The organism is Halomonas sp. KM072 (genome assembly GCF_050710315.1).
Taxonomy (GTDB): Bacteria; Pseudomonadota; Gammaproteobacteria; order Pseudomonadales; family Halomonadaceae; genus Vreelandella; species Vreelandella hamiltonii.
The window spans coordinates 3,345,700-3,371,083 of record NZ_CP136132.1 but is presented as its reverse complement, the minus strand read 5'-3'; the positions used below and the strand labels follow the sequence as shown (position 1 = coordinate 3,371,083).

Annotated in this window: 23 protein-coding genes; 7 read left to right on the top strand and 16 right to left on the bottom strand. The window is 52.5% G+C overall.

Annotation, left to right across the window (positions count from 1 at the left end):
• Positions 1–38: 38 nt before the first annotated feature.
• The 3 genes from recF to dnaA all read right to left on the bottom strand — a co-directional run bounded on the left by recF (position 39) and on the right by dnaA (position 3,873).
• Positions 39–1,142 carry a DNA replication/repair protein RecF gene (gene recF, locus RVM26_RS16020; protein ID WP_193462053.1) on the bottom strand — a complete coding sequence of 368 codons (1,104 nt, stop codon included), beginning with the start codon at positions 1,140–1,142 and terminating at the stop codon, positions 39–41.
• A 102-nt stretch (positions 1,143–1,244) separates the two neighbouring features.
• Complete coding sequence (gene dnaN / locus RVM26_RS16015; RefSeq protein WP_287805864.1) at positions 1,245–2,348, bottom strand: DNA polymerase III subunit beta; 1,104 nt, start codon at positions 2,346–2,348, stop codon at positions 1,245–1,247.
• A gap of 55 nt (positions 2,349–2,403) precedes the next feature.
• Complete coding sequence (dnaA, locus tag RVM26_RS16010) at positions 2,404–3,873, bottom strand: chromosomal replication initiator protein DnaA (protein WP_498939650.1); 1,470 nt, start codon at positions 3,871–3,873, stop codon at positions 2,404–2,406.
• A 533-nt stretch (positions 3,874–4,406) separates the two neighbouring features.
• Here dnaA and rpmH point away from each other — a divergent pair.
• The 5 genes from rpmH (at position 4,407) to RVM26_RS15985 (ending at position 9,675) form a co-directional block, all read left to right on the top strand.
• Positions 4,407–4,541 carry a 50S ribosomal protein L34 gene (rpmH, locus tag RVM26_RS16005; RefSeq protein WP_009723348.1) on the top strand — a complete coding sequence of 45 codons (135 nt, stop codon included), beginning with the start codon at positions 4,407–4,409 and terminating at the stop codon, positions 4,539–4,541.
• A gap of 13 nt (positions 4,542–4,554) precedes the next feature.
• Positions 4,555–4,956, top strand: coding sequence for a ribonuclease P protein component (rnpA, locus tag RVM26_RS16000; protein ID WP_498939648.1), 402 nt, complete (start codon positions 4,555–4,557; stop codon positions 4,954–4,956).
• A 115-nt stretch (positions 4,957–5,071) separates the two neighbouring features.
• The gene (gene yidC, locus RVM26_RS15995; RefSeq protein ID WP_498939647.1) at positions 5,072–6,754 is read left to right on the top strand and encodes a membrane protein insertase YidC; all 1,683 of its coding nucleotides are present in this window, start codon (positions 5,072–5,074) and stop codon (positions 6,752–6,754) included.
• Positions 6,755–6,871: 117 nt separating this feature from the next.
• Entirely contained in the window at positions 6,872–8,251 is a 1,380-nt protein-coding gene (gene mnmE / locus RVM26_RS15990; RefSeq protein ID WP_498939645.1) for a tRNA modification GTPase, read from the top strand.
• A 203-nt stretch (positions 8,252–8,454) separates the two neighbouring features.
• A complete protein-coding gene (locus RVM26_RS15985; protein WP_068812299.1) occupies positions 8,455–9,675 on the top strand; it encodes a site-specific integrase in 1,221 nt (406 codons plus the stop codon).
• On the opposite strand, the gene RVM26_RS15980 is transcribed toward RVM26_RS15985, so the two are convergent.
• The 9 genes from RVM26_RS15980 to RVM26_RS15940 all read right to left on the bottom strand — a co-directional run bounded on the left by RVM26_RS15980 (position 9,665) and on the right by RVM26_RS15940 (position 20,377).
• The gene (locus RVM26_RS15980) at positions 9,665–10,042 is read right to left on the bottom strand and encodes a helix-turn-helix domain-containing protein (protein WP_229694632.1); all 378 of its coding nucleotides are present in this window, start codon (positions 10,040–10,042) and stop codon (positions 9,665–9,667) included. The two genes, RVM26_RS15985 and RVM26_RS15980, sit on opposite strands and share 11 nt — an antisense overlap.
• Positions 10,043–10,628: 586 nt before the next feature.
• On the bottom strand, positions 10,629–11,465 hold the full coding sequence (locus RVM26_RS15975) for a replication protein RepA (protein ID WP_490391119.1): 837 nt from the start codon (positions 11,463–11,465) through the stop codon (positions 10,629–10,631).
• A complete protein-coding gene (locus RVM26_RS15970) occupies positions 11,465–11,686 on the bottom strand; it encodes a helix-turn-helix transcriptional regulator (RefSeq protein WP_068811997.1) in 222 nt (73 codons plus the stop codon). Before RVM26_RS15970 ends, RVM26_RS15975 begins: the two co-directional genes overlap by 1 nt.
• Before the next feature lie 115 nt (positions 11,687–11,801).
• The gene (traN, locus tag RVM26_RS15965) at positions 11,802–14,633 is read right to left on the bottom strand and encodes a conjugal transfer mating pair stabilization protein TraN (protein ID WP_490391120.1); all 2,832 of its coding nucleotides are present in this window, start codon (positions 14,631–14,633) and stop codon (positions 11,802–11,804) included.
• 139 nt (positions 14,634–14,772) lie between these two features.
• Positions 14,773–15,360: a FlhC family transcriptional regulator gene (locus tag RVM26_RS15960; RefSeq protein ID WP_490391121.1), complete on the bottom strand. Its 588-nt coding sequence runs from the start codon at positions 15,358–15,360 to the stop codon at positions 14,773–14,775.
• Complete coding sequence (locus RVM26_RS15955) at positions 15,357–15,980, bottom strand: flagellar transcriptional regulator FlhD (RefSeq protein WP_490391122.1); 624 nt, start codon at positions 15,978–15,980, stop codon at positions 15,357–15,359. Before RVM26_RS15955 ends, RVM26_RS15960 begins: the two co-directional genes overlap by 4 nt.
• A gap of 2 nt (positions 15,981–15,982) precedes the next feature.
• A complete protein-coding gene (locus tag RVM26_RS15950) occupies positions 15,983–16,156 on the bottom strand; it encodes a hypothetical protein (protein ID WP_490391123.1) in 174 nt (57 codons plus the stop codon).
• 508 nt (positions 16,157–16,664) lie between these two features.
• Positions 16,665–16,952 carry a hypothetical protein gene (locus RVM26_RS15945; RefSeq protein ID WP_490391124.1) on the bottom strand — a complete coding sequence of 96 codons (288 nt, stop codon included), beginning with the start codon at positions 16,950–16,952 and terminating at the stop codon, positions 16,665–16,667.
• Between the two features lie 11 nt (positions 16,953–16,963).
• Positions 16,964–20,377 (bottom strand): conjugal transfer protein TraG N-terminal domain-containing protein, encoded by a 3,414-nt coding sequence (locus RVM26_RS15940; RefSeq protein WP_490391125.1) that lies wholly within the window; start codon positions 20,375–20,377, stop codon positions 16,964–16,966.
• Positions 20,378–20,590: 213 nt separating this feature from the next.
• Between RVM26_RS15940 and RVM26_RS15935 the strand changes: the two genes are divergently transcribed.
• Both RVM26_RS15935 and RVM26_RS15930 read left to right on the top strand, forming a co-directional pair.
• The gene (locus tag RVM26_RS15935; protein ID WP_292048502.1) at positions 20,591–21,475 is read left to right on the top strand and encodes a hypothetical protein; all 885 of its coding nucleotides are present in this window, start codon (positions 20,591–20,593) and stop codon (positions 21,473–21,475) included.
• 80 nt (positions 21,476–21,555) lie between these two features.
• Positions 21,556–21,714, top strand: a complete 159-nt coding sequence (locus RVM26_RS15930) for a hypothetical protein (protein ID WP_490391126.1) — start codon at positions 21,556–21,558, stop codon at positions 21,712–21,714.
• 34 nt (positions 21,715–21,748) lie between these two features.
• Here the strand turns inward: RVM26_RS15930 and RVM26_RS15925 are convergent, their stop codons facing one another.
• The 4 genes from RVM26_RS15925 to RVM26_RS15910 all read right to left on the bottom strand — a co-directional run bounded on the left by RVM26_RS15925 (position 21,749) and on the right by RVM26_RS15910 (position 24,858).
• Complete coding sequence (locus tag RVM26_RS15925; RefSeq protein WP_126841010.1) at positions 21,749–22,102, bottom strand: hypothetical protein; 354 nt, start codon at positions 22,100–22,102, stop codon at positions 21,749–21,751.
• A gap of 107 nt (positions 22,103–22,209) precedes the next feature.
• A complete protein-coding gene (locus RVM26_RS15920) occupies positions 22,210–22,401 on the bottom strand; it encodes a DUF7706 family protein (protein WP_076723594.1) in 192 nt (63 codons plus the stop codon).
• Between the two features lie 54 nt (positions 22,402–22,455).
• On the bottom strand, positions 22,456–22,722 hold the full coding sequence (locus RVM26_RS15915; protein WP_068811900.1) for a hypothetical protein: 267 nt from the start codon (positions 22,720–22,722) through the stop codon (positions 22,456–22,458).
• A 1,170-nt stretch (positions 22,723–23,892) separates the two neighbouring features.
• Positions 23,893–24,858: a site-specific integrase gene (locus tag RVM26_RS15910; protein WP_498939638.1), complete on the bottom strand. Its 966-nt coding sequence runs from the start codon at positions 24,856–24,858 to the stop codon at positions 23,893–23,895.
• Positions 24,859–25,384 lie beyond the last annotated feature (526 nt).

Genomic DNA, 25,384 nt, shown 5'->3' with positions numbered 1-25,384 from the left:
GACCACTCCGTCGTGAAGTCTGTCTCGTTCCGTGTCGTTTAGCCATCCGTCTCCAATTGACTCCATCCAGCCGGGGAATGTTTCACGTGAAACATTTTTATGTCCGTACTGGCTTGCCAACTATTCCTTAGAGCCGTGGCTTCAACGCTGGTAATAAAAGCTTGACACTGCATTTCTTCCAGTAAATGGCAAAATTGATGGCGGTGCCTGTCATCCAGCTCCGCAGGTAAATCATCAATCAGATAGATACAGTGCCGCTGCGTGGTACTTTCCAGAAGCCGCCCCTGAGCCAGCTTCAGCGCACTGACGACCAATTTCTGCTGGCCTCTGGAAAGCACCTCGACGGCTGGCTGCTTGTTCAATCGAATACGTAAATCTGCTCTCTGAGGGCCCTGCTGGGTAAACCCCATCTGCTGATCCGTCTCTCGGCTATCCCTCAGCACTTCTGCCAGAGAGCGCTGCTTATCCCACCCTCGGGCATAGCGCAGCGTCAGGCCAGGTAGTGGCAGCAATTTATGCAGCGTTTCTTCGAACATGGGCAAGAACTGGCTAAACCACTCAAGGCGAAGCCGATCCATCTCTTCGCCCCACTGTGCAAGCTCTTGCTCCCAAACAACCAGCTCACTGGCCACCATTCTACCACGCCTGAGAAGGGCATTCCGATGTTTCACTGCTCGGCGCGTTCTTCTCCAGGCATCCAGGAAATGATGTTTCACGTGAAACACACCCCAGTCGAGAAACTCTCTACGCCCGGCAGGAGAGCCCTCCAGCAACCTGAAGGCATCGGGATTGATGAGCTGTAGGGGCATCGCCTCCACGAGCTCGGCCAAGCGCACCCCCTTCTCCCCCCTCAAACGCAGCTCCAGCTCGCGCTGAGTGCGTAATCGCCTGACCCCCAGGGTAACCTCAGGGTCACCCGCCAAACGGCCATACAGGGTCATATATGGGGCTTCCGTCTGTATGGCATGCTTGAGCTGACGGGTTCGAAAGGAGCGCCCCATACCCAGCACATGAATACCTTCCAGAACGCTGGTCTTGCCACTGCCATTATCCCCGTGCAGCACATTGATGCGCGGCGATGGCTGCAAGGTGGTGGGGGCCAGGTTACGCAGGCCGTGGAAAGTAAGCTCCTTGATGCTCATGCGTCGATGTCACTCTTCAAGACCATTGATTGCCGTCCAGCACACGTGAAAACGGCGCTTCTGAAGCCAGAAGCGCCGTCATAGATAACGTCCTGCTGTCGTTTATAGACGCATGGGCATGACGACGTATAGCGAATCACCGCCACCTGGCTCTTCCAACAGCGCACTGCTGTTGGGGTCGGCCAACGTCATCTGAACGCGGTCTTCATCCAACACGGAAAGCACGTCTACCAGATAGCCAACGTTGAAGCCGACTTCCATGGCACTGCCATTGTATTCGACAGCGACGTTCTCCTCGGCCTCTTCCTGTTCCGGGTTATTGGCCATGACCTTGAGGTTGCCCTCTTCCAGATAGAGACGTACGCCACGGTACTTCTCGTTGGAGAGGATGGCGGTCCGCGACAGCACCTGACGCAACTCCGCGCGCTCGGCAATCAGCACCTTGTCGGCATTGCGCGGCACGACACGCTCGTAGTCCGGGAATTTGCCGTCAATCAGCTTGGACGTGAACGTAAAGTCGCCCGTGTGAGCACGCACATGGGTCGCACCCAGCGTCAGGCTTACGGGCTCGTCACTGTCGTCAAGCAAGCGAGACAGCTCCAGAATACCCTTGCGCGGCACGATCAGTTTCTGCGCCTGGCTGACGGCCACTTCTACCGGACGTGAGCACATGGCCAGCCGATGCCCATCGGTGGCCACCGTGCGCAGCAGATTGCTCTGAATCTCCAGCAGCATGCCATTCAGGTAGTAGCGCACGTCCTGCTGGGCCATGGCGAAGGATGTGGACTCGATCAAGTGCTTCAACGTACCGCGCGGTACGCTCAGTTCCTGGCTACCATCCGCATCTTCGATGTTGGGAAACTCGGCAACCGGAAGTGTAGAAAGTGTAAAGCGCGAACGACCACTACGTAATACGGCGCGCCCGTCCTCCACAGCCAGTTGAATATCCGACTGATCCGGCAATGACTTGCAGATATCCATCAGCTTGCGCGCAGGTACCGTTGCTGCGCCTGGCTGGTCCACCTGGCTGGCCACCGTGCGCCCCACCAATTCGACTTCCAGGTCGGTACCGGTCAGCGCTACCTGATCACCTTCGACCTGGATCAAGACGTTCGACAACACAGGTAGCGTTTGGCGCCGTTCTACGACCCCCGCCACCAGAGTCAGCGGGCGAAGCAGCGCCTCTCGGGAAATGGTAAATTTCATCGAAACTCCGGTTTTCTATCCTGAAAGGCCCACCGCAGCAGGCCGACATAATGGGTTAACTGGTCAGCAGGCGCAGGAGGTTCTTGTAGTCCTCGCGAATATCTGCGCTCTCTTCCTGCAACGCCTTCACTTTACGACAAGCGTGCAATACCGTCGTATGGTCTCGCCCACCAAAGGCATCACCAATTTCCGGCAGGCTGTGATTGGTCAACTCCTTGGCCAGCGCCATAGCCACCTGCCGAGGGCGCGCCACCGAACGAGAGCGTCGCTTGGAGAGCAGGTCCGCCACCTTGATCTTGTAATACTCAGCCACCGTGCGCTGAATATTATCCACCCCCACCTGCTTGTCTTGAAGCGCCAACAGGTCTTTCAACGACTCACGGATGAAGTCCTGGGTGATCGGCTTGCCCATGAAGTGGGAGTCGGCAATGACCTTTTTGAGCGCACCTTCCAGCTCCCGCACGTTGGAGCGTATTTTCTGCGCGATGAAGAAGGCTGCATCATGCGGTAACTCGACCTTGGCCTGGTCGGCTTTCTTCATCAGGATCGCGACCCGCGTCTCCAGCTCAGGCGGCTCGATGGCTACCGTCAAGCCCCAACCGAACCGCGACTTCAAACGTTCTTCGACGCCACTGATCTCTTTGGGGTAGCGATCCGAGGTCAGGATCATCTGCTGGCCACCTTCCAACAGGGCGTTGAAGGTATGGAAAAACTCCTCCTGGGAGCGCTCCTTGCCAGCAAAGAATTGAATATCATCGATCAACAAGGCATCGACACTGCGATAAAAACGCTTGAAGTCATTGATGGCGTTGAGCTGAAGCGCCTTCACCATATCCGCCACGAAGCGCTCGGAGTGCAGATACACCACTCGGGCGTTTTCCCGCCTACCTGCCAGGGCATTGCCCACGGCATGCATCAAGTGGGTTTTACCCAGGCCTACCCCGCCGTAGAGGAACAGCGGGTTATAGGCCCCCCCCGGATTTTCGGATACCTGCCGAGAGGCCGCACGCGCCAACTGGTTCGATTTACCTTCCACGAAGGTATCAAAGGTGAAGTTGGGATTCAGGCCGCTGCTGTGCTTCAGGCTACCTTCTACCTGTACCTGGCGCTCGTTGCCGCGTCGGCCGGCGCCCGGCTCTTCGCGCAACTGCTCGATTTCACGCTCATCGCCCACTTCACCGCGGGGCGAAGTATGGATGGCGGGAGCAGGCGCCTGGGCAGGCGATGCGGAGACGGGATTACCCAGCTCTCTAGGCTGTGGCGCAGGTGCCGAGGTGCGACGACTACCCACGGTCAAGCTGACCTTGGGAGGTTTGGAAGGAGCAAGCTCGCGCATCAGTTCACTGATTCGCTTCGCGTATTTATCGCTCACCCAATCGCGCACAAAGCGGTTCGGCGCCAACAAGCGAAGCTCGTTGGACTCTCCTTCTTCTGCCTGCAGTGGACGTATCCAGGTATTGAACTGTTGCGAATTCAGTTCGTCCTGCAGGTAGTCCAGGCACTGTTGCCAAAGCGCGAGTGACACTCATCTCACCATCGGTTGAAAACGGCCGACCATTGTAGCGCCCAACGAAACGGTTATCCACACGCACTCGGGGCTCTTTTCCGCCTGTGGACAAATGGCCATGAGAGCTTAGGAAAAACAGCGGACGGCATGGGTACAAAACCGCAAATTGCTGAGTTGTGCTGCGTTAATCACACATAAATCACAGCTTTTACGCTGCCTCACAGCCAGTTACCCACAGATTTTTTATTATTTTAAGGTACTGATAAAAATAGGGATAAATGAGTTATCCACAATTAGTATCCCCACTATTAATAACAACAGGTTTAAATAAACCCATTAGTAATAGTAGTGTCATCGACGTTCGTCAGACTGACAGGGCATCGTGGGCCGCCATTGCCCTTTTCACGCTTTTCATGCAAGGAAAAATTGCACCGGGGCCAGGAAGTCTCTACAATTTCCGGTCTTGAATTGAAACTCCCCGGCTGGTTCCTCACTGGACCGGGTCATCTGGAATTCAATTTCCGTCCTAAACCACGTGGGAATAACGAGTTATGAAACGCACTTTTCAACCTAGCGTTCTCAAGCGCAAGCGCGCGCATGGCTTCCGTGCTCGTATGGCAACCAAGAACGGCCGTGCCGTCATCGCACGCCGCCGTGCCAAAGGCCGCAAGCGTCTGAGCGCCTGATCTCGGATTGCGTGTGTCGCCTCAAGGCTTTCCCCGGTGCTTGCGATTGCTGAACGCTGGGGATTTCAGTCACGTGTTCGAACAAGCCGACTTGAAAGTCCATGGCAAGGGCATGATGGCGCTAGCGCGCTTGAATACTCTGGGGCACCCCCGCATTGGCCTGATAGTCAGCAAGAAAAATGTGAAGCTTGCTGTGGAACGTAACCGCTTCAAGCGCCTGGTTAGAGAATCCGTTCGCCTTCGTCAGGATCGCTTGCCCGCTGTGGATATCGTGATCATGGCCAAGCGGGGCGTTCAGGAGATCGACAACGAGACGCTGACTCGCCAATTGCATGGCATGTGGAAACGACTCCAGCGCGAGGCTCCGGCGGCATCGACATCTCCGCCATCACATGGCCTGACACGTGACACTTGACGACACACCTCGCCGCTCGACCTCGGCCTGCCGCTTGGCAGGCTTTCGTGTGTCATGGGCCGAGCAAATGACACTGCGCCATTAGCATGTTCACCACCCATCGGGCAGAACCCTCATGGACGTAAAACGACTTTTATTACTGATTCCATTGGCAGTGCTTGCCTACCTACTGGTTGTACAGTGGAATCAGGATTACGGGCAGACCAGCTACGACTCCACTCCCGAAATGACCCAGACAAGCAATGGGGCACCTGAGAGTGAAGGCGGCAGCGACGATCTTTCCGTTCCCAGTACTTCCGCACCTCAGACCGCTATCGATGAAGGCATGAGCGACTCGCCAAGCTCGACCGCCAGTCGTGACTTCATCGCCGTCACTACCGATGTGCTGGACGTACGCATCGACCCCTTTGGTGGGGATATCGTGTATGCCGCTCTGCCACAGCACAAGCTGACGCTGGACTCTGAACGCAACTACGTGTTGCTGTCGGATAACGCCACGCGCAGCTACGTAGCGCGCTCTGGCCTGCAGCTGGATGGCCAGGCAAGTCGCATCACGTTTACGCCTGAAAACACCGAATACCGCCTGGGTAACGACGAGCAAGAGCTCACCGTCAACCTGACGGCAGAAGTCAACGGCGTTGACGTGATCAAGCGTCTGACCTTCGAGCGCGGCAGCTATGCGGTCAATGTCAGCTATTACCTGGCCAACAACACTGATGAACCGGTCAGTGCCCGTTTCATTGGCCAACTGGCTCGCGATAACAGCCCGGACCCCTCCAGTGGCGTCGCCATGGGCATGAGCTCTTATCTGGGCGCTGCCTACTCGTCACCCGATAACCGCTACGAAAAAGTCGATTTCGATGATATCCAGCGCGGTCGGTTCGAGAACCGTGAGGCCCAAGGTGGCTGGGTAGCCATCATTCAGCACTACTTCGTCTCTGCCTGGGCACCTGCTCAGAATCAGCAGAACCTGTATTACGCGACCACCGACTCCAGAAACCGCAACGTTGCCGCCTTTGCAGGGCCGGTGACCAGCGTGGCCGCCGAAGGCGAAGCCACTCTGGGGGCTACCCTCTACATGGGGCCCAAGGTCCAGGAGTACCTTGAGCAGGTGGCACCGAATCTGCGTCTGACCGTGGACTACGGCTGGCTGTGGTTCATTGCCAATCCGCTGTTCTGGCTGCTCGACAAGATTCATGACGTAGTCGGCAACTGGGGCTGGTCCATCGTTCTGCTGACCGTGCTGGTCAAGCTCGCGCTATTCCCGCTTTCAGCCAAGGCCTACAAGTCCATGGCTCGGATGCGCAAGCTCGGGCCGGAGATGCAGCGTCTCAAAGAGCTTTATGGCGATGACCGCCAGAAAATGTCTCAAGAGATGATGAAGTTCTACCAGAAAGAGAAGATCAACCCGCTGGGTGGCTGCTTGCCGATCCTCATCCAGATGCCGGTCTTCATCGCGCTGTACTGGATGCTGCTGGAATCCGTTGAACTTCGCCATGCGCCGTTCATGCTGTGGATCCAGGATCTGTCGGTGAAAGATCCGTACTTCATTCTGCCCATCCTGATGGGTGTATCGATGTACGTTCAGCAGCTGCTCAACCCGACGCCTCCGGATCCCATGCAGGCCAAGATCATGAAGATGCTGCCCATTATCTTCACGTTCTTCTTCCTGTGGTTCCCGGCGGGTCTGGTCATCTACTGGGTGGTGAACAACATCATCTCGGTAGCCCAGCAGTACGTGATTACCCGCAATATCGAGAAAGACCCCAACGTGGGCAAAGGGATGCGCACCAAGTAGCCTTTCATCCTGTTCTTCACCAGACCCCCGCTAAAGCGGGGGTCTGGCGTTTCAGGCCTGCCCTTTTCTTCCGCTGCATACACGATACACTCTCTTTTTTGATCTCCAGGACGCGTTATGGCTGAACGACTCTATACCCAAGACACGATTACCGCCCTGGCCACCCCCCCAGGGCGCGGCGGCGTGGGCATCATCCGCGTATCTGGCCCGGAAAGCCGCCATATCGCTCAGGCCATACTAGGGCAATGCCCTCCCCCGCGTCATGCCTATTACGGCCCCTTCAACGGTGCTCAAGGCATTATCGACGAAGGCATTGCGCTGCTGTTTGCCGGGCCTAACTCCTTTACCGGGGAGGACGTGCTGGAGCTGCAGGGGCACGGTGGCCCCGTGATCATGGATATGCTGCTGGAGCGCTGCCTCGCCCTGGGCGCCCGCCTGGCTCGGCCTGGCGAATTCTCCGAACGCGCGTTCTTGAATGACAAGCTGGACCTGGCCCAGGCCGAGGCGATTGCCGACCTGATCGATGCCAGCTCACGCTCGGCGGCCGAAAATGCCCTTCGCTCGCTGCAAGGCGAGTTTTCACAGCGCGTTTCTGGGCTGGTTCAGCAGTTGATCGAGCTGCGTGTCTATGTAGAGGCCGCCATCGACTTCCCAGAAGAAGAGATCGACTTTCTTGCCGATGGCCACGTGGCAACGCATCTTGAGCAGGTGCAGCAGGCACTGGTGCGTGTGCGCCAGGCCGCCGGCCAAGGCGCCTTGCTGCGTGAAGGCATGAGCGTGGTGATTGCAGGGCGCCCCAATGCGGGCAAGTCCAGCCTGCTCAATGCGCTGACCGAGCAGGATACGGCCATCGTCACGGACATTGCGGGCACTACCCGTGACGTGCTGCGCGAATACATTCATCTGGACGGCATGCCACTGCATATTATCGATACAGCTGGCCTGCGCGATACGCCGGACGCGGTAGAAAAAATTGGCGTTGCCCGGGCCTGGGAAGAGATCGAGAAAGCCGACCGCGTACTGCTGCTGGTCGATGCCTCGCTTACCCAGGCAACGGACCCCATGGCCATCTGGCCCGAATTCGTGGCCCGCCTGCCGGACCAGCAGCGATTGACCCTGGTACGCAACAAGATCGACAGCAGCGCCGAAGCGCCAGGGCTCGAAGCATCTGAGTTACCCACAGGCACTCCCATCGTCAGGCTCTCGGCCAAAACGGGGGCAGGTGTGGATAACTTGAAAGCCCACTTGAAAGAGGTGATGGGCTTTTCCGCCACTACCGAAGGTCGTTTCTCGGCGCGCCGCCGCCATCTGGACGCTCTGGACCGTGCCATGGCCGCGTTGGAAGCAGGGCGCACTCAGTTGGAAGGCTACGGAGCAGGCGAACTATTGGCCGAAGATCTTCGCGATGCCCAGCAGGCACTGGGAGAGATTACCGGCGAGTTCAGTGCCGACGATCTGCTGGGAGAGATATTCGGGAGCTTCTGCATCGGGAAGTGAACCTCATTCTGAAGTGGTAAAGCCCCGTGAAACCTATCAAAACATATCAAAATAACTTATTGTTTTCTAAGGACAATATTCGCTTTTACCTCAAAAACCTTTTTCCCGCGTTTTCTTCTAATTTGCTCCGTTTCACTATAAATTGATCCCGATTTGCTCCAAGGTTAGAATTCGGGAGCAATGGGATCAAAATTGGAGCAAACATGAAGGTATCTGTTAACAAGAGGAACCCCAACTCGAAGGGGCTACAGCAGCTTCGCCTGGTGTACTACTACGGTGTGGTCGAAGGGGAGGACGGAAAAAAGCGGCCTAAGCGGGATTACGAGCCTCTTGAGCTGTACGTGTATCACAACCCCAAGACCCAGGCTGAGCGGCAGCACAACAAGGAGATGATGCGTCAGGCAGAAGCTGCGAGGTCTGCACGTCTCGTTGAAGCACATGCCAATAAATTCCAGCTTGAAGACCGCGTGAAACTGGCCTCAAGCTTCTTCGACTACTACGACCAATTAACCTCGACCAAAGAATCCGGAAGCGCATCTAATTATTCAATCTGGATCTCGGCAGGTAAGCACCTCAGAAACTACCACGGCAGAGCTGAACTCACCTTTGAGGAGATTGATAAGCAGTTTCTTGAAGGCTTACGGAAGTACCTACTGGAGGAGAAGCTCACCAAATCGAAAACCAAGCTTGCCAAAAATACTGCATCGAGCTACTTCAATAAGATCCGAGCTGCTCTGAATGAAGCATATCGAGAGGGCATCATCAGGGATAATCCGGTTCAACGAGTGAAAAGTGTCAAGCCAGAGAACACTAAGCGAACCTACCTCTCACTGGATGAGGTTCGAGCGTTGACAAAAGCGGAATGTCGCTACGATGTCCTGAAGCGGGCTTTTTTGTTCAGTTGCACTACCGGTCTCCGGTGGAGTGACATCAATAAACTCACATGGAGTGAAATCGAAGAGTTTGAGCCTGGCCACTATCGAATCATTTTTGACCAGAAAAAGCTTAAGAACGGTGGAAAATCCCTTGTATATCTGGACCTTCCAGATTCGGCTGTAAAGCTGTTGGATATAGATCGAAAGGGCGAACCAGAAGACAGAGTGTTCGTCGGCCTAAAATACAACAGCTACTTTAATGTCGCTTTAGAGAAGTGGGCAATGAGAGCTGGAATAACAAAGCATGTCACGTTTCACGTCGGGAGACATACATTCGCCGTAGCCCAACTTAACCGTGGTGTTGATATTTATTCTCTTTCTCGGCTCCTTGGACACTCAGAGCTGAGAACAACTGAAGACTATGCTGATATTCTCGAAAGCCGTCGAGTAACGGCCATGAGAAGCTTTCCAGACATATTCAAAGAGCGTGAAAGTGAGAATAACAGATGCTCCCATTGCGGGCAGGCAGTCCCCATGGCTATCGCTTAGGCGCTTTACGTCCAGGACGGCGAGAGTTCTTCATAAACTCCTCAACGTCGTTCTGCACATCCTTCTGAGATTTGATGCGGTTGGCCTCAACCCAATCCAAAAGGTCCGAGCGTTTAATCAATACACGATTCCCCCCCGGCTTTGTAAAGCTGATTCGCTTCTCATGAGTCAGCTTGTAGATATAGCTCCGCTTTGAACCGATCAAAGCTGCCGCCTCATCGACAGTAAGATACTCCTTTCCAGAAGGAGGGAGGTTCACGTTACTGGTGTCGTTCGACGCTGTTCCCGAAACGAAATCAGCCAAGATTTTTTTGATTTCTGCCAATTCATTCATCACGCACGATAACTGTTCTGTTTCAGACATCATTCACCCACATTGTCTTTGATTCGCTTTGATGGGTTTATGATGAAGGAGAGAGGTACGAAACGACGGGTCTGCTTTTGCCCATTTTGGGCGGTTTGAGCGGAATTGAGAAAATTTTCTGGAAAGTGCCTACGTCAGTCCGACCGACTAACTGTCCACATTTCCCCTGTCACCAATAGTTGTAATTTATTATTTGTTTAAAACTACTTGAAAGAACTACTTGCAGACTGTCCAATGCAACGATTTTTCCTTTAGATTCATTGGTTTATTGTTAAAAAATCAATTATAGGCGTGGCGCTAGTGTCGTACAGGCGTGGCGCTAGTGACGTGACTGGCGTGGCGCTAGTGTCGTGGATAACTTGCCAAAACTCGCCGGAGCCCTTGATTTCACAGGCTTGGCTACTGCGTGGCGCTAGTGACGTGGATAACATTGGTTATAAACAGGGTTATCCACCATGGGAGCGAATTCGACTCAACCAGAATACCGCCCGTAGGGGCTGTAATTATCATAATTACCGTAATCGAAGTAGACGAGATAGGGCTTTGAATGAGGAGATGCGAACAAAGAAGGATTCGCCCCGAGGCTTTTTCACTTAGGGGCGATATGAGGGTTCGTCTTGGTAATTATCAGTTTATCGCTTTGAAAAAGCGTGCTGTTGAAAATCTCATGATGGAAAATAGACGCTAATATAGCGGCATTTTCCAGCTTTCGACGGAAGTCTCTCCGCTCCTTCGTTTCACTGCTGAACTGAAGCTTCAGGGCATCAAGCGGGATTTCAATCTGCCTTCTGCGCGACATCGAGTGGACTCGCCAATTCCACCAACAGTAGAAATCGATGGCGAGCGGGTTTTTAGTCAAAGCTTTGATCGCGTGGGCGGAAACTGGCACAGCATTGCTCAAAATGCTTTGGTAGAACTCTTCATCCAGGCTGATTGTTGATGACCAGCTTGAATTTTTGCCATGGCGCATTGAGATAAGCGCCTTACGGGATACAAGAATATTCTCAATTTCTACCCCGTTTCCAACCACTCTCTCTATCTGAAATGTAGCGCGAGCCAAACGATTGACCTGTTCGCGCAGTAGAGCTGCATATCGACCACTATTGCTTAGTCCAAGACTTTTCAGGAACTGGCTTTGGCTTGTATCAATCGCTAGCTCAGGACTCCTCTGTCGCTTGGCTTGTGTGGTTAACCATGCCAACAAAAGCCTTACCAGGCCCCCTGCGGGAACACGCTCGCTGGACAATACCGATACTTTGACATTGCCATTGGTGCGCTGAAAAAGGTTTTTATCAGTATTGGCCGCCGGTAATGGGCTAAGTTGGCAAAACAATTGCGGCATGAACCATGTTTCAGGGTTCAGCTCTTGATTTTCTGCCTGCTCAATAAGACTTTGATGGTAGGCAGTAAACGGCTTGCCTCCCATCAATCCACCTTCCGACGCTCAAGCCAATCCTCTACGTCGGCGCGCTTCCAGCGGACCGCTTTTGTGGTTACGGCAATGGGTTTTGGAAAATCAGCGTTCTTATCTGCCCGAATGCGGCTCAGCGTCGGATTGGAAATGCGTAAAAGTTGTTGGACATCACGTACCGTTAAAAGCACGTCTGACTCGACGCCAGCCCCTCGATCTTTCTTTTGGGATTTCATAAACAATAGCTCCTTCGATTTCTCTAGGAGCTATTTTCGGTTTAACTACCTTTGACCGAAGAACGCGCTTTTTACCATTTTGGGCGCATAAGGCAGTTTTTCAGTATTTTTATCGTTAGCTTCCCGGACCGCCCGGATTCACTTCTATTTTGTCCATTGCCTCCCGACGCTTTGCGTCCACGTCTATGTCATCAACGCGATCCATTGCACGCTGATCAGCAGGCAAACGGTCCCCATCAACATTGAAGACGCTGCCAGAACCTGTGAGGGCATCCATAGATAAATTGGCTCCACTGGGGAACTGACCGTTCTGCTGAAGAATAGCCAGCCACTCATCGAGATTTACCTCATCCCAATTGATTTGAGCGATTTGCTCAAAGGGAATACCTCCACAACTCGGATTCTTAGGAGTTCCGAAGTCCTGACCAAACTGAGGCCGAACCTGTTCCTGGATGATTCGAGACAGCGGTGAATTGAAGCAGCAGTACGCTTTACGCTTCTCGATACAGGCCCCAAGAACCTCTTCCTTACAGTAGGAGCCAACGTAGGTGCAGCTATCCGTTGCCCGCTTGGTGTTCATCTCCAGCTCTTCCTGCTCACAGGCGTAGACCATTTGAATTACGGCCACAGCGACCACGTACACCGTGTAGACCGTCATCGCCGCACCCAGCATAGAAGCGGCTTGGTTCGCCATTTCAGTCATTGCCTCCTCAGCCGCTCTATCTGCCGTAGCAGTGGCTGCCGCCTCGGTCGCGCCATCCTGGGCCAAATTACCCATCACGTCCTGCAACATACCTTTAGCCTGCTCTTTCAGCTTTTCTATGAGCTGGTTCTTCAGTTCCTCGATGGGCGACCATATCTCCTCAACGGCACCAGAAATGTTATCCATGTAGTTTGTAAACGGCTGAGACACCTCCGTCCAAGCGTTCATGACGGGCTCACGAAGAGTTTGGTACGAGCTTTTGATGATGTTGGTGTCCTCAAGCGCCAAGACTGCACCATCAAGCTTCGGAACCTGGCGAATCATCATCAGGTAATCAGCCATGCTCACGTTGGAGGGTTTCTCACAGCAGTCTGAAACTCCGCCGACGGCAATCTTGCATTCCCCCGCCTCACCACCGAACGCGGTGCAGGTCACGTTCTCATCCCCAGTCGCATTGCCATCGTCATCTTGGCCGGTGCAGCTCATGTCCTGAGTCATAAACTGAGCAGCGTTCAGCAACGCTGAGGCTTTCGCGAAGTTCGCGGTCTGGTCGTTGGATTGTGTCGGGTCGAGGCAGTCGTCCCCCATGCAGCGAATAGCGCCCCCACACTGGTATTCGGTGTTTTTCTCAACGGTGTCGATGTCCACACTACTCCCGCAATCCCATGTCTCCTCTTTGACGTAGCACACACCGGAGTTACCTTGGGCACCTTCAACACACTCTGAGCTGATAAAGCCGCACTGAGGGTTTTCTTCGTACTGCTGGCACGTATTTAGATTACCGCCCTCGTTGACGGGGCACTGCTCTTCACCGTTGACATCGGTGTAGCACTCCATATCCCCCTTATAGAAATCGAAGTCGGCATCTACGGCGACTTTCTTGCAAAGGTTGGGGATACCAGGGATGGGAGAAGGCTTCAGGCTGTCCTCGCAGATTTTGATGCCATTCGTGTAGGTGCAGCCTTCCGCGTCACGAGGATCGTTCACGCAGGTCAGACTTCCCTCTGCAAAGCCGTCCACCACGCCAGTAGCTGATTCGATGCAGCTATCCGGTGACCATTCATCTTTGATGATGGCTTTGGAGGGGTCGTACTTAATGCGAATCTTCCCGAAGCCTTCACCCTCGCCGGAGACTGATACGCGAATTTTGAATCGAATCACCGAGTCTTCCGGCGCGTTACGGAAGTAACTGGTCAGGTCGAGGTTAGGATTTTGGTCCCAGCTTGTACTCAGCTCACACTTACCGGCTGTCTCGGGCGGAAAATTGTTATTGGGGCCAGACCAGACCTTTACTTCTTGACCTGGCTCACCAATCCATATCTGCATGTAGTCATCCCACTTGGCACGTATGAGCGTAGCCTGAGTAATGGCAGCAGGATTGACGACTTTGATTTCCGTGAATTCCTCGTAAATCGAGCAGCTACCACTCCAGTAGTTGTCCCCGACCTTGCCGATCCACACGTCAGAACATCCACCGCCAGCCCCATCGCATGGTGAAATGTTGTATGGACCGTCATGGTGCTTGACCACTGCCGCTTCATAGTCGTGGATGACCTCGCAGGTGGCGCTTTTGTCGGTCACACGGTCGCAGGTTTCGTACTCCGGGTTATGTACCGACATGGTGATTTCATCGAAGGTTGTTTCGGCGGAACAGTCACCGAAGCCCTCAGCAATCACGTCAATGTTTTCGTATGTGGCGTTGGTGAGCCCCAACATCGGGTCGGAGCTGAAATCCGGGCGACTCTCGTTTGAGGAATCCACCAGAACCTTATACGCCGCACCTGAGATGGAAGGGGTGTCACTGTAGGCATCCTCCCAGAGCGAGTCTTTGGCCTCGCTACCGGTTTCGCCCATTCCCTCTTCCGAGTCATAGATTCCCTGAAGTTGTTCGAGGTCAGGGACTATGCCATCAGAGAAGTACTCGTTCTGGACGGAGACGTTGGAAGGGTTGCTACCTGGGTACAGGCTTTGAACGCTGAATTGGGTGCCGCCCTGGTATTGTAGGTTGCCATTTTCGTCCTTGGTGGGCACAGTGATTTGCCCGTTCTGGACCTTGGCTGGAGTGTTTTTGGCTTCGTTACCAAGCTCCATACCCAGATTCTGGCCTTCGCGACCGAGCTGACTTAAAAAGTCCTGGCTATCAACTTCAGGTGACTCTTGAGCCACGCCGTGAAGGGGCATCAGAGTCGTGGTGATAGTTAAAAGGTAGGCAATGGCTCTCATCAAGCCTGGTGAATTTCGCATAATGACCTCTCCGAAAATCTTTTCGAGAGATCATATCGAGCATCCGGCGCTCCCAGCGGATGTGTAATTTACCGTTTTGGGCGCATAACGTTAAATTGGCCAAATTTTCTTTCACATGTGAAAGTTTTTCAAAGGTAACTCAAGCTGGCTCAGCGAAGACTTCAACCGCTGGCATCGCCGCACCCTTCGCATTCTGAGGCTGAAAACAGTGCGGGCAGTGTATTCCCGTCGCCTGATTCACAGAGGTGAAAAATTCACACCCGCAGTCGCAGCAATGCTCAAACATCGCGTCCCCAGACCGCATCTCCGACGCTAAGCACCAAGCATCCGAAATTGTGAACATCTGAAATGCCTCCTTGCCCATCGGCGAGCTGACAGGCGCTATCTCAGTGATTGCTGCACGATACATCCGGTATGCGCGATTCAGTGCCGAAATGCAGGTCGAGGATTCAATGGAGCTTCCACCTATCTGTCGATAAAACCCCATCAGAAGCGAAACATGGAGCTTGGAAAGCTGATTCGTTACCAAAGAGGCGCCACTTTTGATGGTATTGGAGGTCCTGTTTTTACCGACCTCCATCCCATCATCTTCCAGATCTCGGTAAATCCTGCGTACCTGTTTATCTGTCAACCCAGTCTCCAGAATGATAATGCGGGTTACGTATCCCATGAGAGCCATCTCACGTGCTTGAACCCACAGGTGCAACGGATTGTTACGGGTATTCATACGTTGCCTCCTATCGACAGGCACTGCTGATACTTCATGAAGAACGCCTGTCTATGCTTACGAAGGTCTGCTGAAGGCAACAGACCTTCGATAATCTCCGGCCCAAATCGCAGAGTGCAGGCTGTACAAATTTCTGTTACCAGTTGACGGATCTGATTGTCGGTTGCCTCAGCCACAGCCTTCGCCAGTGACTGGCTGACACCAAATGCGGCTGCGGCCATAGGAGCGTCTCGGCGAGCCAAGTTTCTAAGTGTCAGCCAGTACGTCACGTCAAACTCTCGCTCCACACCCTCCATTCCTGCGAAGCCAGGTGGAATAGCACGCTCGTATTCAGCGGCCAAGAAATCACATACGTCCGGTTCTGGCGTGTGTAACTGAAAGCTTAAAACTACGCCTGAACTCAACTTGGACAATTCGTGAGATGGCGTGACAGCTAAGGCCACAACCGTACTTTGTGGTAGTGAAAACTGCTCTCTGGCCACGCTCGGAGCATGGCGGCAGAGAGTTGCCAGCAGGTTCCAAAGGGTGAGATCCAACTCAAACACATTTTGGTCTGGGCGCTGCTCAGTAATCTGAGCAGCCTGGTTATCCAGATCGGACATTGAAAGTAGAGGTGACATTGCTACGCCCCCTCTGTGAATCGCTTCTTGTAAGACGTTGGCAGATACAGAGTAAGTGCAACACCACCAGCAACAGACAGTACAAAATAGGCTAAATCACCTGAAGTCAGCAACTGTCCAATAACAAAGTAAATGAACCCTGCAAGCACAAACCAAAGACATTTTTCAGCAAACATAACTACTCCTCAATCAAAGCAAAGCATTGCAAAACATATCAATATAAATACCACGAGATCCCGGATATGCAAGGGGTTTTACTGTGTTTTTTTACAGTATCATTTTATGGTTCTTTGAACAGAATATTGAGCGACTTGCATTTATAGAGAACAGGGGTAGGATTTAAATTAGGGCAATTTTCATCGGAAAATAGGCTATGAAACTATTAATCTTCGTCCTTTCAACTTTGTTCGTTAGTTACAAACTTGCTGGCATCGGCGGCTTGATATTATCGCTCATTCCGCTCGCGTTAATTTTGAGCTTTACTGTTAGCAGAAGGAACGCACAATTAGGTTGCAACGTACATTCATCACAGCAGGATCGTTCGTCAGTTTGGGATGACAGCCAAATAGACAGGATTCCGTTCACATCGCCAGATGGCTCAGGATCGCAATTTGAAAAATGGGACGGTCAACCTTGGACAGGCCAATAGAAGAGAGCTGGTTGAAACCAGCTCTCTAAGGTAAGTTATCGAGTTAGCAAAATTTCAATCCCTTTTCCCGCTAATCGCCTAGTGTCATATCTCCGCCCGATTGGTAACCGAACGCTTAGAGCTGCAATCTTCATTTCGAACGCCCTTACACCCGCTTTCTTCGCCAGCTTTTCAAGCAGAGCATTAGTCAGAATGATCGAGCGCATATTTTCTCTATGAGCGTATATTCGCATCCTCATCTTCTCCCCGCAGGGTGCCAAGAATTCGCCCTCTTCCGCGTGTCCAATAATCTTATCAATCACTGCCACAGCTTCTCTTTTCATGAAACGCTCCTTTACTCTCCATTCTGTACAGCCATATAGCGGCTTACTGGCATCAGATAACCACCGGCCTGCTCGCGCCCGGCACCCGCAGAAGCCTCAATAATGTCTGCTGCTTTGTTTGCCAGATCGGCGTCACCGCCCAACTCACTTTGAAGTTGCTGCCTGTATTCAGCTTCACGCCCGTCACTTGCTCCCAGTAGCGACGACGCAAACAGTTGCGCACCGGCTTCAGACTGAAGGCCATGCTCATTAACAGCCGTTTGGGCTGCCATCTCACGGAACTCGTCACCATATTGCTCAACAAAACGCTGTGCGTGCTCCGCACCTTCCTCTGATGCACTGGCAAACGCTGCCGCAAAGAACATCCCACGTTCCCTAATGGACATGTCTTTAGCAGCTTCCGACAGATCACTTTCTCCAGTAATCCACTCTTTGGCCGCTGTGTATCCGCTGACCCCGGCACCGATAATCGAACGCCCCAGGTCTGCGGCTCCAGTCGCGATATGACCCGCTACGCCGTACTCATCCTGGATGTACTGATCGCCACGGTTTGAATCAGCGATAAACTGGTCGCGTTCTTGGGGAGTCATGGCCGCGAGGTGCTCCATCGAACCTGCAAAATCATCCGAGAAACCGCCTGCTCCAGCACTGACCCCACCAACTACCTGGTCGAAGAACCGGCCAATACCCTCGGTAGTAGAGAAGATACTCGCCGAGGTAGATGGCTCGACTTCAGACGCCATAATTTGACTTCTCAGAGCACCGAGCCGCTCTCCCCGGTAGTCGTCTCTGTTTTCAGAGTCTGCCGCTTCTACGTTGCTTAGGTTTTGGTTATGACGCTGAAGCACTGCGCTCTCCCCAGGCACGCCTGCCCTTGCCTGATTTCTTTGTTCGTTCGACATGCTCTGAGGTTCTTGAAGCTCTCGCGCACCTATACCATGCGTTATCGCTGGAGAGCTTTCCAAAAGATCTTGCTGTGCATTGGAATCTTTCACGGTTGTCGCGCTGCCCGTAGCACTTGCGATAGTTTCGGCAGCAATAGCCTGTTCCGATGCTTTACCAGAGTTAAGAAGCGCATAGAGCTGACCGCCTGCGGTTGCTCTTGCTGAATCCACTCCCAACGCTTCATAAAACTGGGATTTCTCAGCCGCAAGTTGGCGTGTTTCGGGTGAAGCCATCCGCATCCCATCTCTTAGCTGTGAATGAGCTTCAGGACTGCTGGTTACTGTCTCCGCCAGGGCCCTCATATCCATTGCACTCGTCGTTCCAATACTCGATTGAGCGCTGGCGAGACGCTGATAAGTATTTTGTGCTGTTATGGCTTGGGTCGCGGATTCAGAAAACTGCTCACGCTGCTCCTCTCCAAGAGAGTTCGTAAAGCGCTGACCACTCTGCGTATTGACCTGACGAGCTATATCCCTAGTCAAAGCTGCTGAATCGCTGTCAGTGAAACCAACATTCTTGGCAAGCCGGTCCATATCGCCTGTAAGCTGCTGACGTTGATCGGTGGAGGTAGAAGTTGCCGAACCAGAAATTCCTCCTTTGACATCGACTGGTGCTGCCTTCGCTATTGCCATTCCAGCAGGGCCAGCCAACAGGGCTCCCGCAACCTGCCCGGCATCAACGTTCGCACTGGCTTGCATACCAATCGCCCCAGCAATGGCATCTGTATGGCTCTCATTCAAACCATATTGTCGAGCGTAATCCTGAGCTTGGCCGTAAATCGCCTGTGCCTGTGAAGAGTCAGATGCACGAAGGGATTGCCCAAGCCCTTGTAAACGAGCGTAGCTTTGTTCAGCAGAGGCCCCAGAGAAAACCGAATTAGAAAGCTGGGATGCAAATGACTGTGTTGCCTGGGCTGACGATGCCTGGGAGGAACTAACCGCACTACTGAGCATGTTCCCGACATTAACTTTGTCTACCATGCTCTCAGAACCGGTAAGTTGAAGCCCTCGGAAGTCGTCAAATTGAGATTTCGGCATCATGTCCAACGCCGCTGAGGGCTTAATGGCGTCGGGAGTAGAAATTTTCTCGTTGATATGGTCACCGCCATTCAAACGGCCTGCGAGAGAAGTCATTGCGTAAGTGGAGCCGGTTACAACGAACAGAGTAATCACTGGAGTGGCCGCAGCCAACATGCCTCCCGTTGCAAGCCAATTAGATGTTATCTGGTATGCCTCGCTTATCCCGTGGAAAGTGGAAAACGGATCGTTCTCCAGGGCACTCAACGCACCTGTAGCGGACATATGAATATAGAGGTTAATAATTGACAAAACCGGCATCCAGAGCTGAATCCATGCGAGTGTCACCAAATACTTTCCGACCAAGCCGATACCGAACCGGCCCATCAACATAAAGAATGCAGCCAGAGGTGTTACGGCATAAACGAAACCCTCAAAAAACGTCATCATCGGGCGAACGATGGTCATAAACATTGATTGTTCAGCAGCCCATTGAGTATTCCTTTGCTGGATAGCTTGGTTAAGCATAATTGCCGACGAGTAATCCCGCATATCCTGATACTTTCCCTGAGCAGCATCTTCATATATCGGCTTAAGCACGGTTGTTAGTATGTAGTCCTGAGCATTAGATCCCGTCATACCAAGACTCGCTAATGCATCATAAAGGCGATTTGACACACCGACTCCAGCGACATCGCCACTAGCGTCTCTCATTCCCCGCTCGATGGCTTCATGAACCAAATAGTTGCCTTTAACTTCATTGAGTGCGTTGCTAAGCGCAACAAACCCATCAGAACAAGTGTAATCCTGGGGAGAGCCACCAAGATAAAGCCGAGTTCCATATAAGTCTGATTCAAAACGAAGTGCCTGCATTGCAGGGGCGGTAAATAAGTCTTGGATTGACGCTTGATGCAAATCAATTTTTGTTAGCGTGCATTCTCGTATGTAGTTGTGAATTGAAAGCTCGACGTTGACACCCTCTCCACCAACAGCGTTATCCATTGCTTTAAATACAACCGGGTTAACGGCAGCATCTTGAAGCTGATTTATCAGGTGAAGGGAGTCGGCAAATCGATTCTGTGTCGATCCCGGTGAAATAAATGAATACCCCTGCTCAAACAGGCTTGTAACTGAATATCCGACATTTGAGACAACCGAACCAACCGCTGCTGGCCCCACTGGGACATTATCAACGACCCGAACTTCGCCAGAGTACGCATCTTCAATAAGGACCGTCGTGGATGGTCCAAATGCCATAGCATAGAAAATCCATGCCACCAAAATAGTGCCAATCTGTATTTCCTTGGCTCCATTCATAATCGATTGGAAGAAAACTATTAAGACACCGATAAGCAGCCCTACCGATGCCATCTGTGTGAAATCGCCAGTTCCGGTGATCATGGAAACAGCTATCAAGACCTGCTCCAAGAATGCCGAATCACCGACAGAGTGTATGGTCCACATTGGGAAATCTCCTGTTAAAAACTCCCCCTCATACTAAATACTCCTATCACTAGACCACGCACGTGTTCTTGCCCATTTTGGGCGCAAAGCCAAATTTAGGGTAAGTTTGTACCGTCAGTACAAACCATTGTTTTTTATGAATTAACCAAAGTTTTTGGGTTGCGTTTTCTTAACGTCGTGAGACACTTTTTAAAGATAACGGAGGATAAACCCATGAAACGATACATCGAGATTGCAGCTTCTGCTGCTGTAGTTCTGTCATTGGCAGGTTGTGCAACCACCGGGTCATCCGACCCCGCAACCTATGAACCGGCTAAATCCCGTGCGTACAACCTCGCTCAGGCCGGGGGTATCACGGAAGCGCGGGATACGGAGAGAAAGCACCTTTCAGAAAACGAGCTTTACAAGGTCGCTTCCAATGCCGACATCCTCATGTGGGATCGAGGAGCAAATTGGAGCGGGGGAGAAGCACTGGGAGCCAGCCTCTTGTTTGCAGCCCTGGAGCCAACGTCGAACTTCGCGAAAGACTCTTTGTTCGGCTGGATGCCTTCCAGCATGGCGACAGATGCCGTGCAGGCCCGTGCGAAGATGTCAGAAGTGACTACCTCCGCAATGAAAAAGGCCCTCGGTAGCCTTGGCTATACGTTTGAAGCCACGCTAGAGAACTACGACCAAAAAGCAGTGTTTGGGGGCGGAAGCGCTTTTCTGTTCAGTCAGATAACTATTATCGACCAGGATAAGGGATGCCCAGCACCAGATTCTGTCGATCACTACTCAAAGACATGCTATGTCTCCTCTCAGATCATAGAGCCAAGTCAAGGCTTTGAACCTGCGTTCCTGGGAGGTAGTCAGGCCTGGTCGTTCAAAACTGACGGCGTGAAGGCCTCATCTGTGAAACTGAATTTCCCGGCAGGGGTGACCGTGGACAGAGTGTCCATCATCGGCGCAATCAGCGAGAATCTGCCCGATTGGGCCTACATGTTTACCCCTCAAACCGATGACACTCCTCCCATGGTCGTAAACAAGGGGAAACCCTTGTACTTTGTGGAGCCGGTTAGTAATGATGGTAAGAATTCGCCCAACACACAAAGCGACTGATTGGAACGATGACCTTCAGAAACTTTTACATGTGAAAGTTTCTGAAGGCATCCGATAGCAAGAAAGCGAGGTTTGCAGTCATGGCAAGAACACTAGATCAGCTCCTAGAGCAGGAGAAGCCCGAAGTTGTGGCCGAGGCCAAACGAAAGGCATTGGAAATTCTCGCCACTTTGGATCAACAATCTACAAAAGAACGGGAGCGTGAAGACAATTCCGTAAACGCCCCTCCTCAGAAATAGCAAAGGGCCAGACAAGCTGGCCCTTTGTTGGTGTTTAACTACAACCTTCATCTTCAATAACAATATACCGCTCGGGATCATCATAAATCTTGATCGCTTGGTAATACGTCATTGAAGTGAGATCGGTATCTACGCTCGGCTCAAGTTCTGAAGCAGGCGGCCTCTGATCGTAGACATCAATTTCGAACACTCGTGTTCTGTCAATACATAGCTCCACACGGAACGCCCGATCTTTTGATTTCCAATAGTAGTACCCAGACGCCTCACTAGAACAAAATGGACTGTAAAGGGCAACTGGGTCTTTACCATGAACGTGGATAAAGTCTTCACTTTCCGGTATTGGAAAAGGGTCTACTCCACCATTGCGATAAAATATCTCTGAAATCATAATTACTTTCTCCTTACGATAGGTTGTTAAATAATACCAATCTAAGTGGCTCTATAAAGAAGCCGAAATTGCCCAATAAGAGCAATTTCGACCGTTTCATAGAGTGTTTACCGTGGTGCATATCCCGATTCAGCAAGACCCTTCTGCAACGCAGATAAAGCCTCTCTCATCAAATACGCCTCGTCATCGTCAACAGCATTAATCCTCACTTCTTGCCAACCAACTCGCTTTACAAGCTGCGCTAAAGCCAAAGCCTGCGCATCGGACAGCTCAGTAAGGACGGATACTGTATTATCCATAAGGACCTCCTATGAGAAGGAGGGAAGCCCCCAAGGGCTTCCCCAGGGGCTTCATTAATTCACCGCACCGTAGTGAGATTTCGCGTAAGCAAGATCGAGCGTAAATGTAATCTCAATCCGGTCCACGACGAGATCGAACTTACGGGCGTGTTCCAGCAGATTAGACCGGAACACTGATTCGGCGTCGTCATGCGACGTTGCGTTAACCGTCTCAGCGACCAGCTCACCTTTTCCGTTGTCGTAACAGACGTCGGTGTAGTACACACGTCCGCACACATCGAACTGGTGATTCTCTGGTTGATTTTTAATTTGTCCCAGCATGTCTTTTCTCCAAGAGTAAAAAGCCGGGACTTCGCCCTACCGGGCTTAGTACCCGGCTGGGTGGTTTAGTGCTTACCGAGGACCGGCAAGTGATTTGTTGCAGTGGAGCGCAGGTCGAATGACCTCACCATCAATGATGCGGCCAGTGATGAATCCGACAAGGGGATTCTGCTCTGATTGCTCCGGTTCAATAACGTCTCCAGAAATTGGCGACGAGGTTTGACTGACGACCCGTACGGGCCGCGCTTTGAATATTGATCGAACGATGACGTTAAGAGTGCGAGCTACCAGCGAGGCACCAAACGCAATAACGCCAACTGTGACAATCATGACCAAAACGAATGTGGAAAAGTACATATAGAGCTCCAAACAATAGTTGATTGAAAGGGGCTCATCCGTGACCGGGAAGCCCCGGTTACGGGTTTAAATGATTTATCGGGAACGCGAAAACCAATCTGAAACTGGCTCAAACTTGTCGCCCGACTTCATTATCTCGATGAAGTCATCCTCGTTGTCACATCGGGCCAAACCGAAATAGCTTTTCGTAAATCGGCCATCAAGGCACCGAAGGACCGTGAAGTGGAGATTTCCTTTTGACTCACAGTGAGCCATGACAATCCCTCTGCGTTGATACACATGGGAATTATTCAAAGGAAGCACCAAGCCGTTGACTTCGAGTTTTTTCATCTTGCACCTCAAATAGTTTTGAGGGGTCTCCCAGTACAGGGATACCCCTGTCTGGGATGATGGTTAAACTTGCTGTTTGTTTGAGGAGGCCAGCTACCTCTCTATTTCCGGCGGTTCCGGAAATTGAAGATAGGTTATCGGACAATGGCCGTGAGGCACGAAGCTACTTTTTCCCTTTTTGGGCGCAAAGAGGTTTTTTGTCTACTTGGGCCTGGGAGGTTCGCCTGGTCTGCCTAACAGCTCCCATAGAAGTCTGAAGGCATAGAAATGATCCCGTAGGGTTGTACTGCTCAGATGGCTCTGCCGCGCATAGTACCTGTGGATATGTGCTCTACCCACCTGATTAGGCTGGCTTACGCCTTGCTCATGGGCCGCAATATCTGACAGTGCAGCAATCAGCCGTTTCACCATCGCCCGTCTGGCTGTCTTGCCACCATGGCGAACATACACATGTGCTCGCTCTCTTACCCATTTTTCCATCGCTTACCCCAAGTATGAGTTTGTAACGTCAATACGCCCGTGTCCCAACTCCCGCGCCACTTCAGCTCGAACCTCCTGATCAAGTGTCTTGGCCTGGGCAACTGAAATCCCCAGCTCCTTGGACAGGTATTCATGATGAGCCCGACCGTGGGCGACACCAGCGCGAATAGGGCTATCGGCTCCTATAAGGACCCTGTATCGCTCCTGGGCATAGTGGTGACGTTCACCATGGAAATTCACGGGGTGACGCCCAATCTCCCGATATGCCTCTTGTCGAAATTCTCTGTATGTCTGGTTGTCTGGGATCATACTGCGGCCATCCTGGATGGCCGCTGCTCTCTGAAGAGCGGTTATCTGAGCATTAGAGGTAATCGGCACCATACGCTGGCGACCACCTTTGGTGCCGTCCTTGATGGCAACAGCCCCTTCTTTCGCTGCCTGTGTCAGCGCCCGAGTCGCATCAAGCTTGGCCGACTCCTCGAATCGCAGGCCAAAGTTGCGCTGCACCTCCAGCAGCGCTCCCAGCCGTTCTGAGACAGCCCCTATAGCTGCCTGGTGGGCCGCTTCCGAAACGCTCCGGTCGCTCGATGCGATCCCTGAACGCTTGGGAAGCCCGCCCTCAGCGACAGGCGCTACTCTGACTTGTCGGTCGCCACGAGCAATCTCCATCACCCGGTTTACTGCCGACAGGTAGTTCTGAGCTGTGGAGGGAGAAATCTCGCCACGCTCAAACCTATCGTTCAGATGGGCCGCATAGGCCACCAGATGGGCCTTCTCGATGTCTCGCATGTCCTTTATGCCCTGTTCGGTCTTGATCCAGGATGAAAAAACGCTCCAACGATCATGGATCGTTGCAATTGAAGCAAAGCTTCTCATCCCCTCTTTGAGCGCGTTGAGACCCGCCCGCGTCATATCACGGCTCTTAAGGCCATAGTTTCTGGCATCCGGATTGGATCGTTCTGAGCGCATAGTGCTATTCCTTCTTGTTCTGGTTCTGGCCTGCCCGAAAATCGTTGGTAAGTGATAAACGCGATTTTTTTAATCAGCTTCGCGTGCTGAGGCCAAATCAGGGTTCTTGCCCTGGCAAAGGGTGGATAAACCGAGCACCCACGGTCATTTACATACGATCAACACTGCTATGGAGCGGGCTGCTCTCGCCACTGGCTGGTCTGTTCCGTTGGAACAAACTGCCAGCAGCTCCGGCTGGTGAAGTCGCTTTTCTTGGAAAGTTAGCGCGTAGCGCTCGCCGCCTTGCGCGGCTGTGTTCGCGCACATTCGTGCGCGGGGCGAAAGCCTTGAGCCATTGAGGCACAAGGCTTTCGGCGGGGTTTGCTACCCCGTCTCTGTTTTCGCCGTTGGCGACAGAGACGGGGAGGGGCATGGTGCAAGCTCGGCATACGCCAGGCTCACATGGTTGAGGCAGAGGTGGTCCTCTGGAATTTGGCTGCTCATGATCGAGTGCCAGGTACGCCACAAATTCAAGAGAACAGTAGCG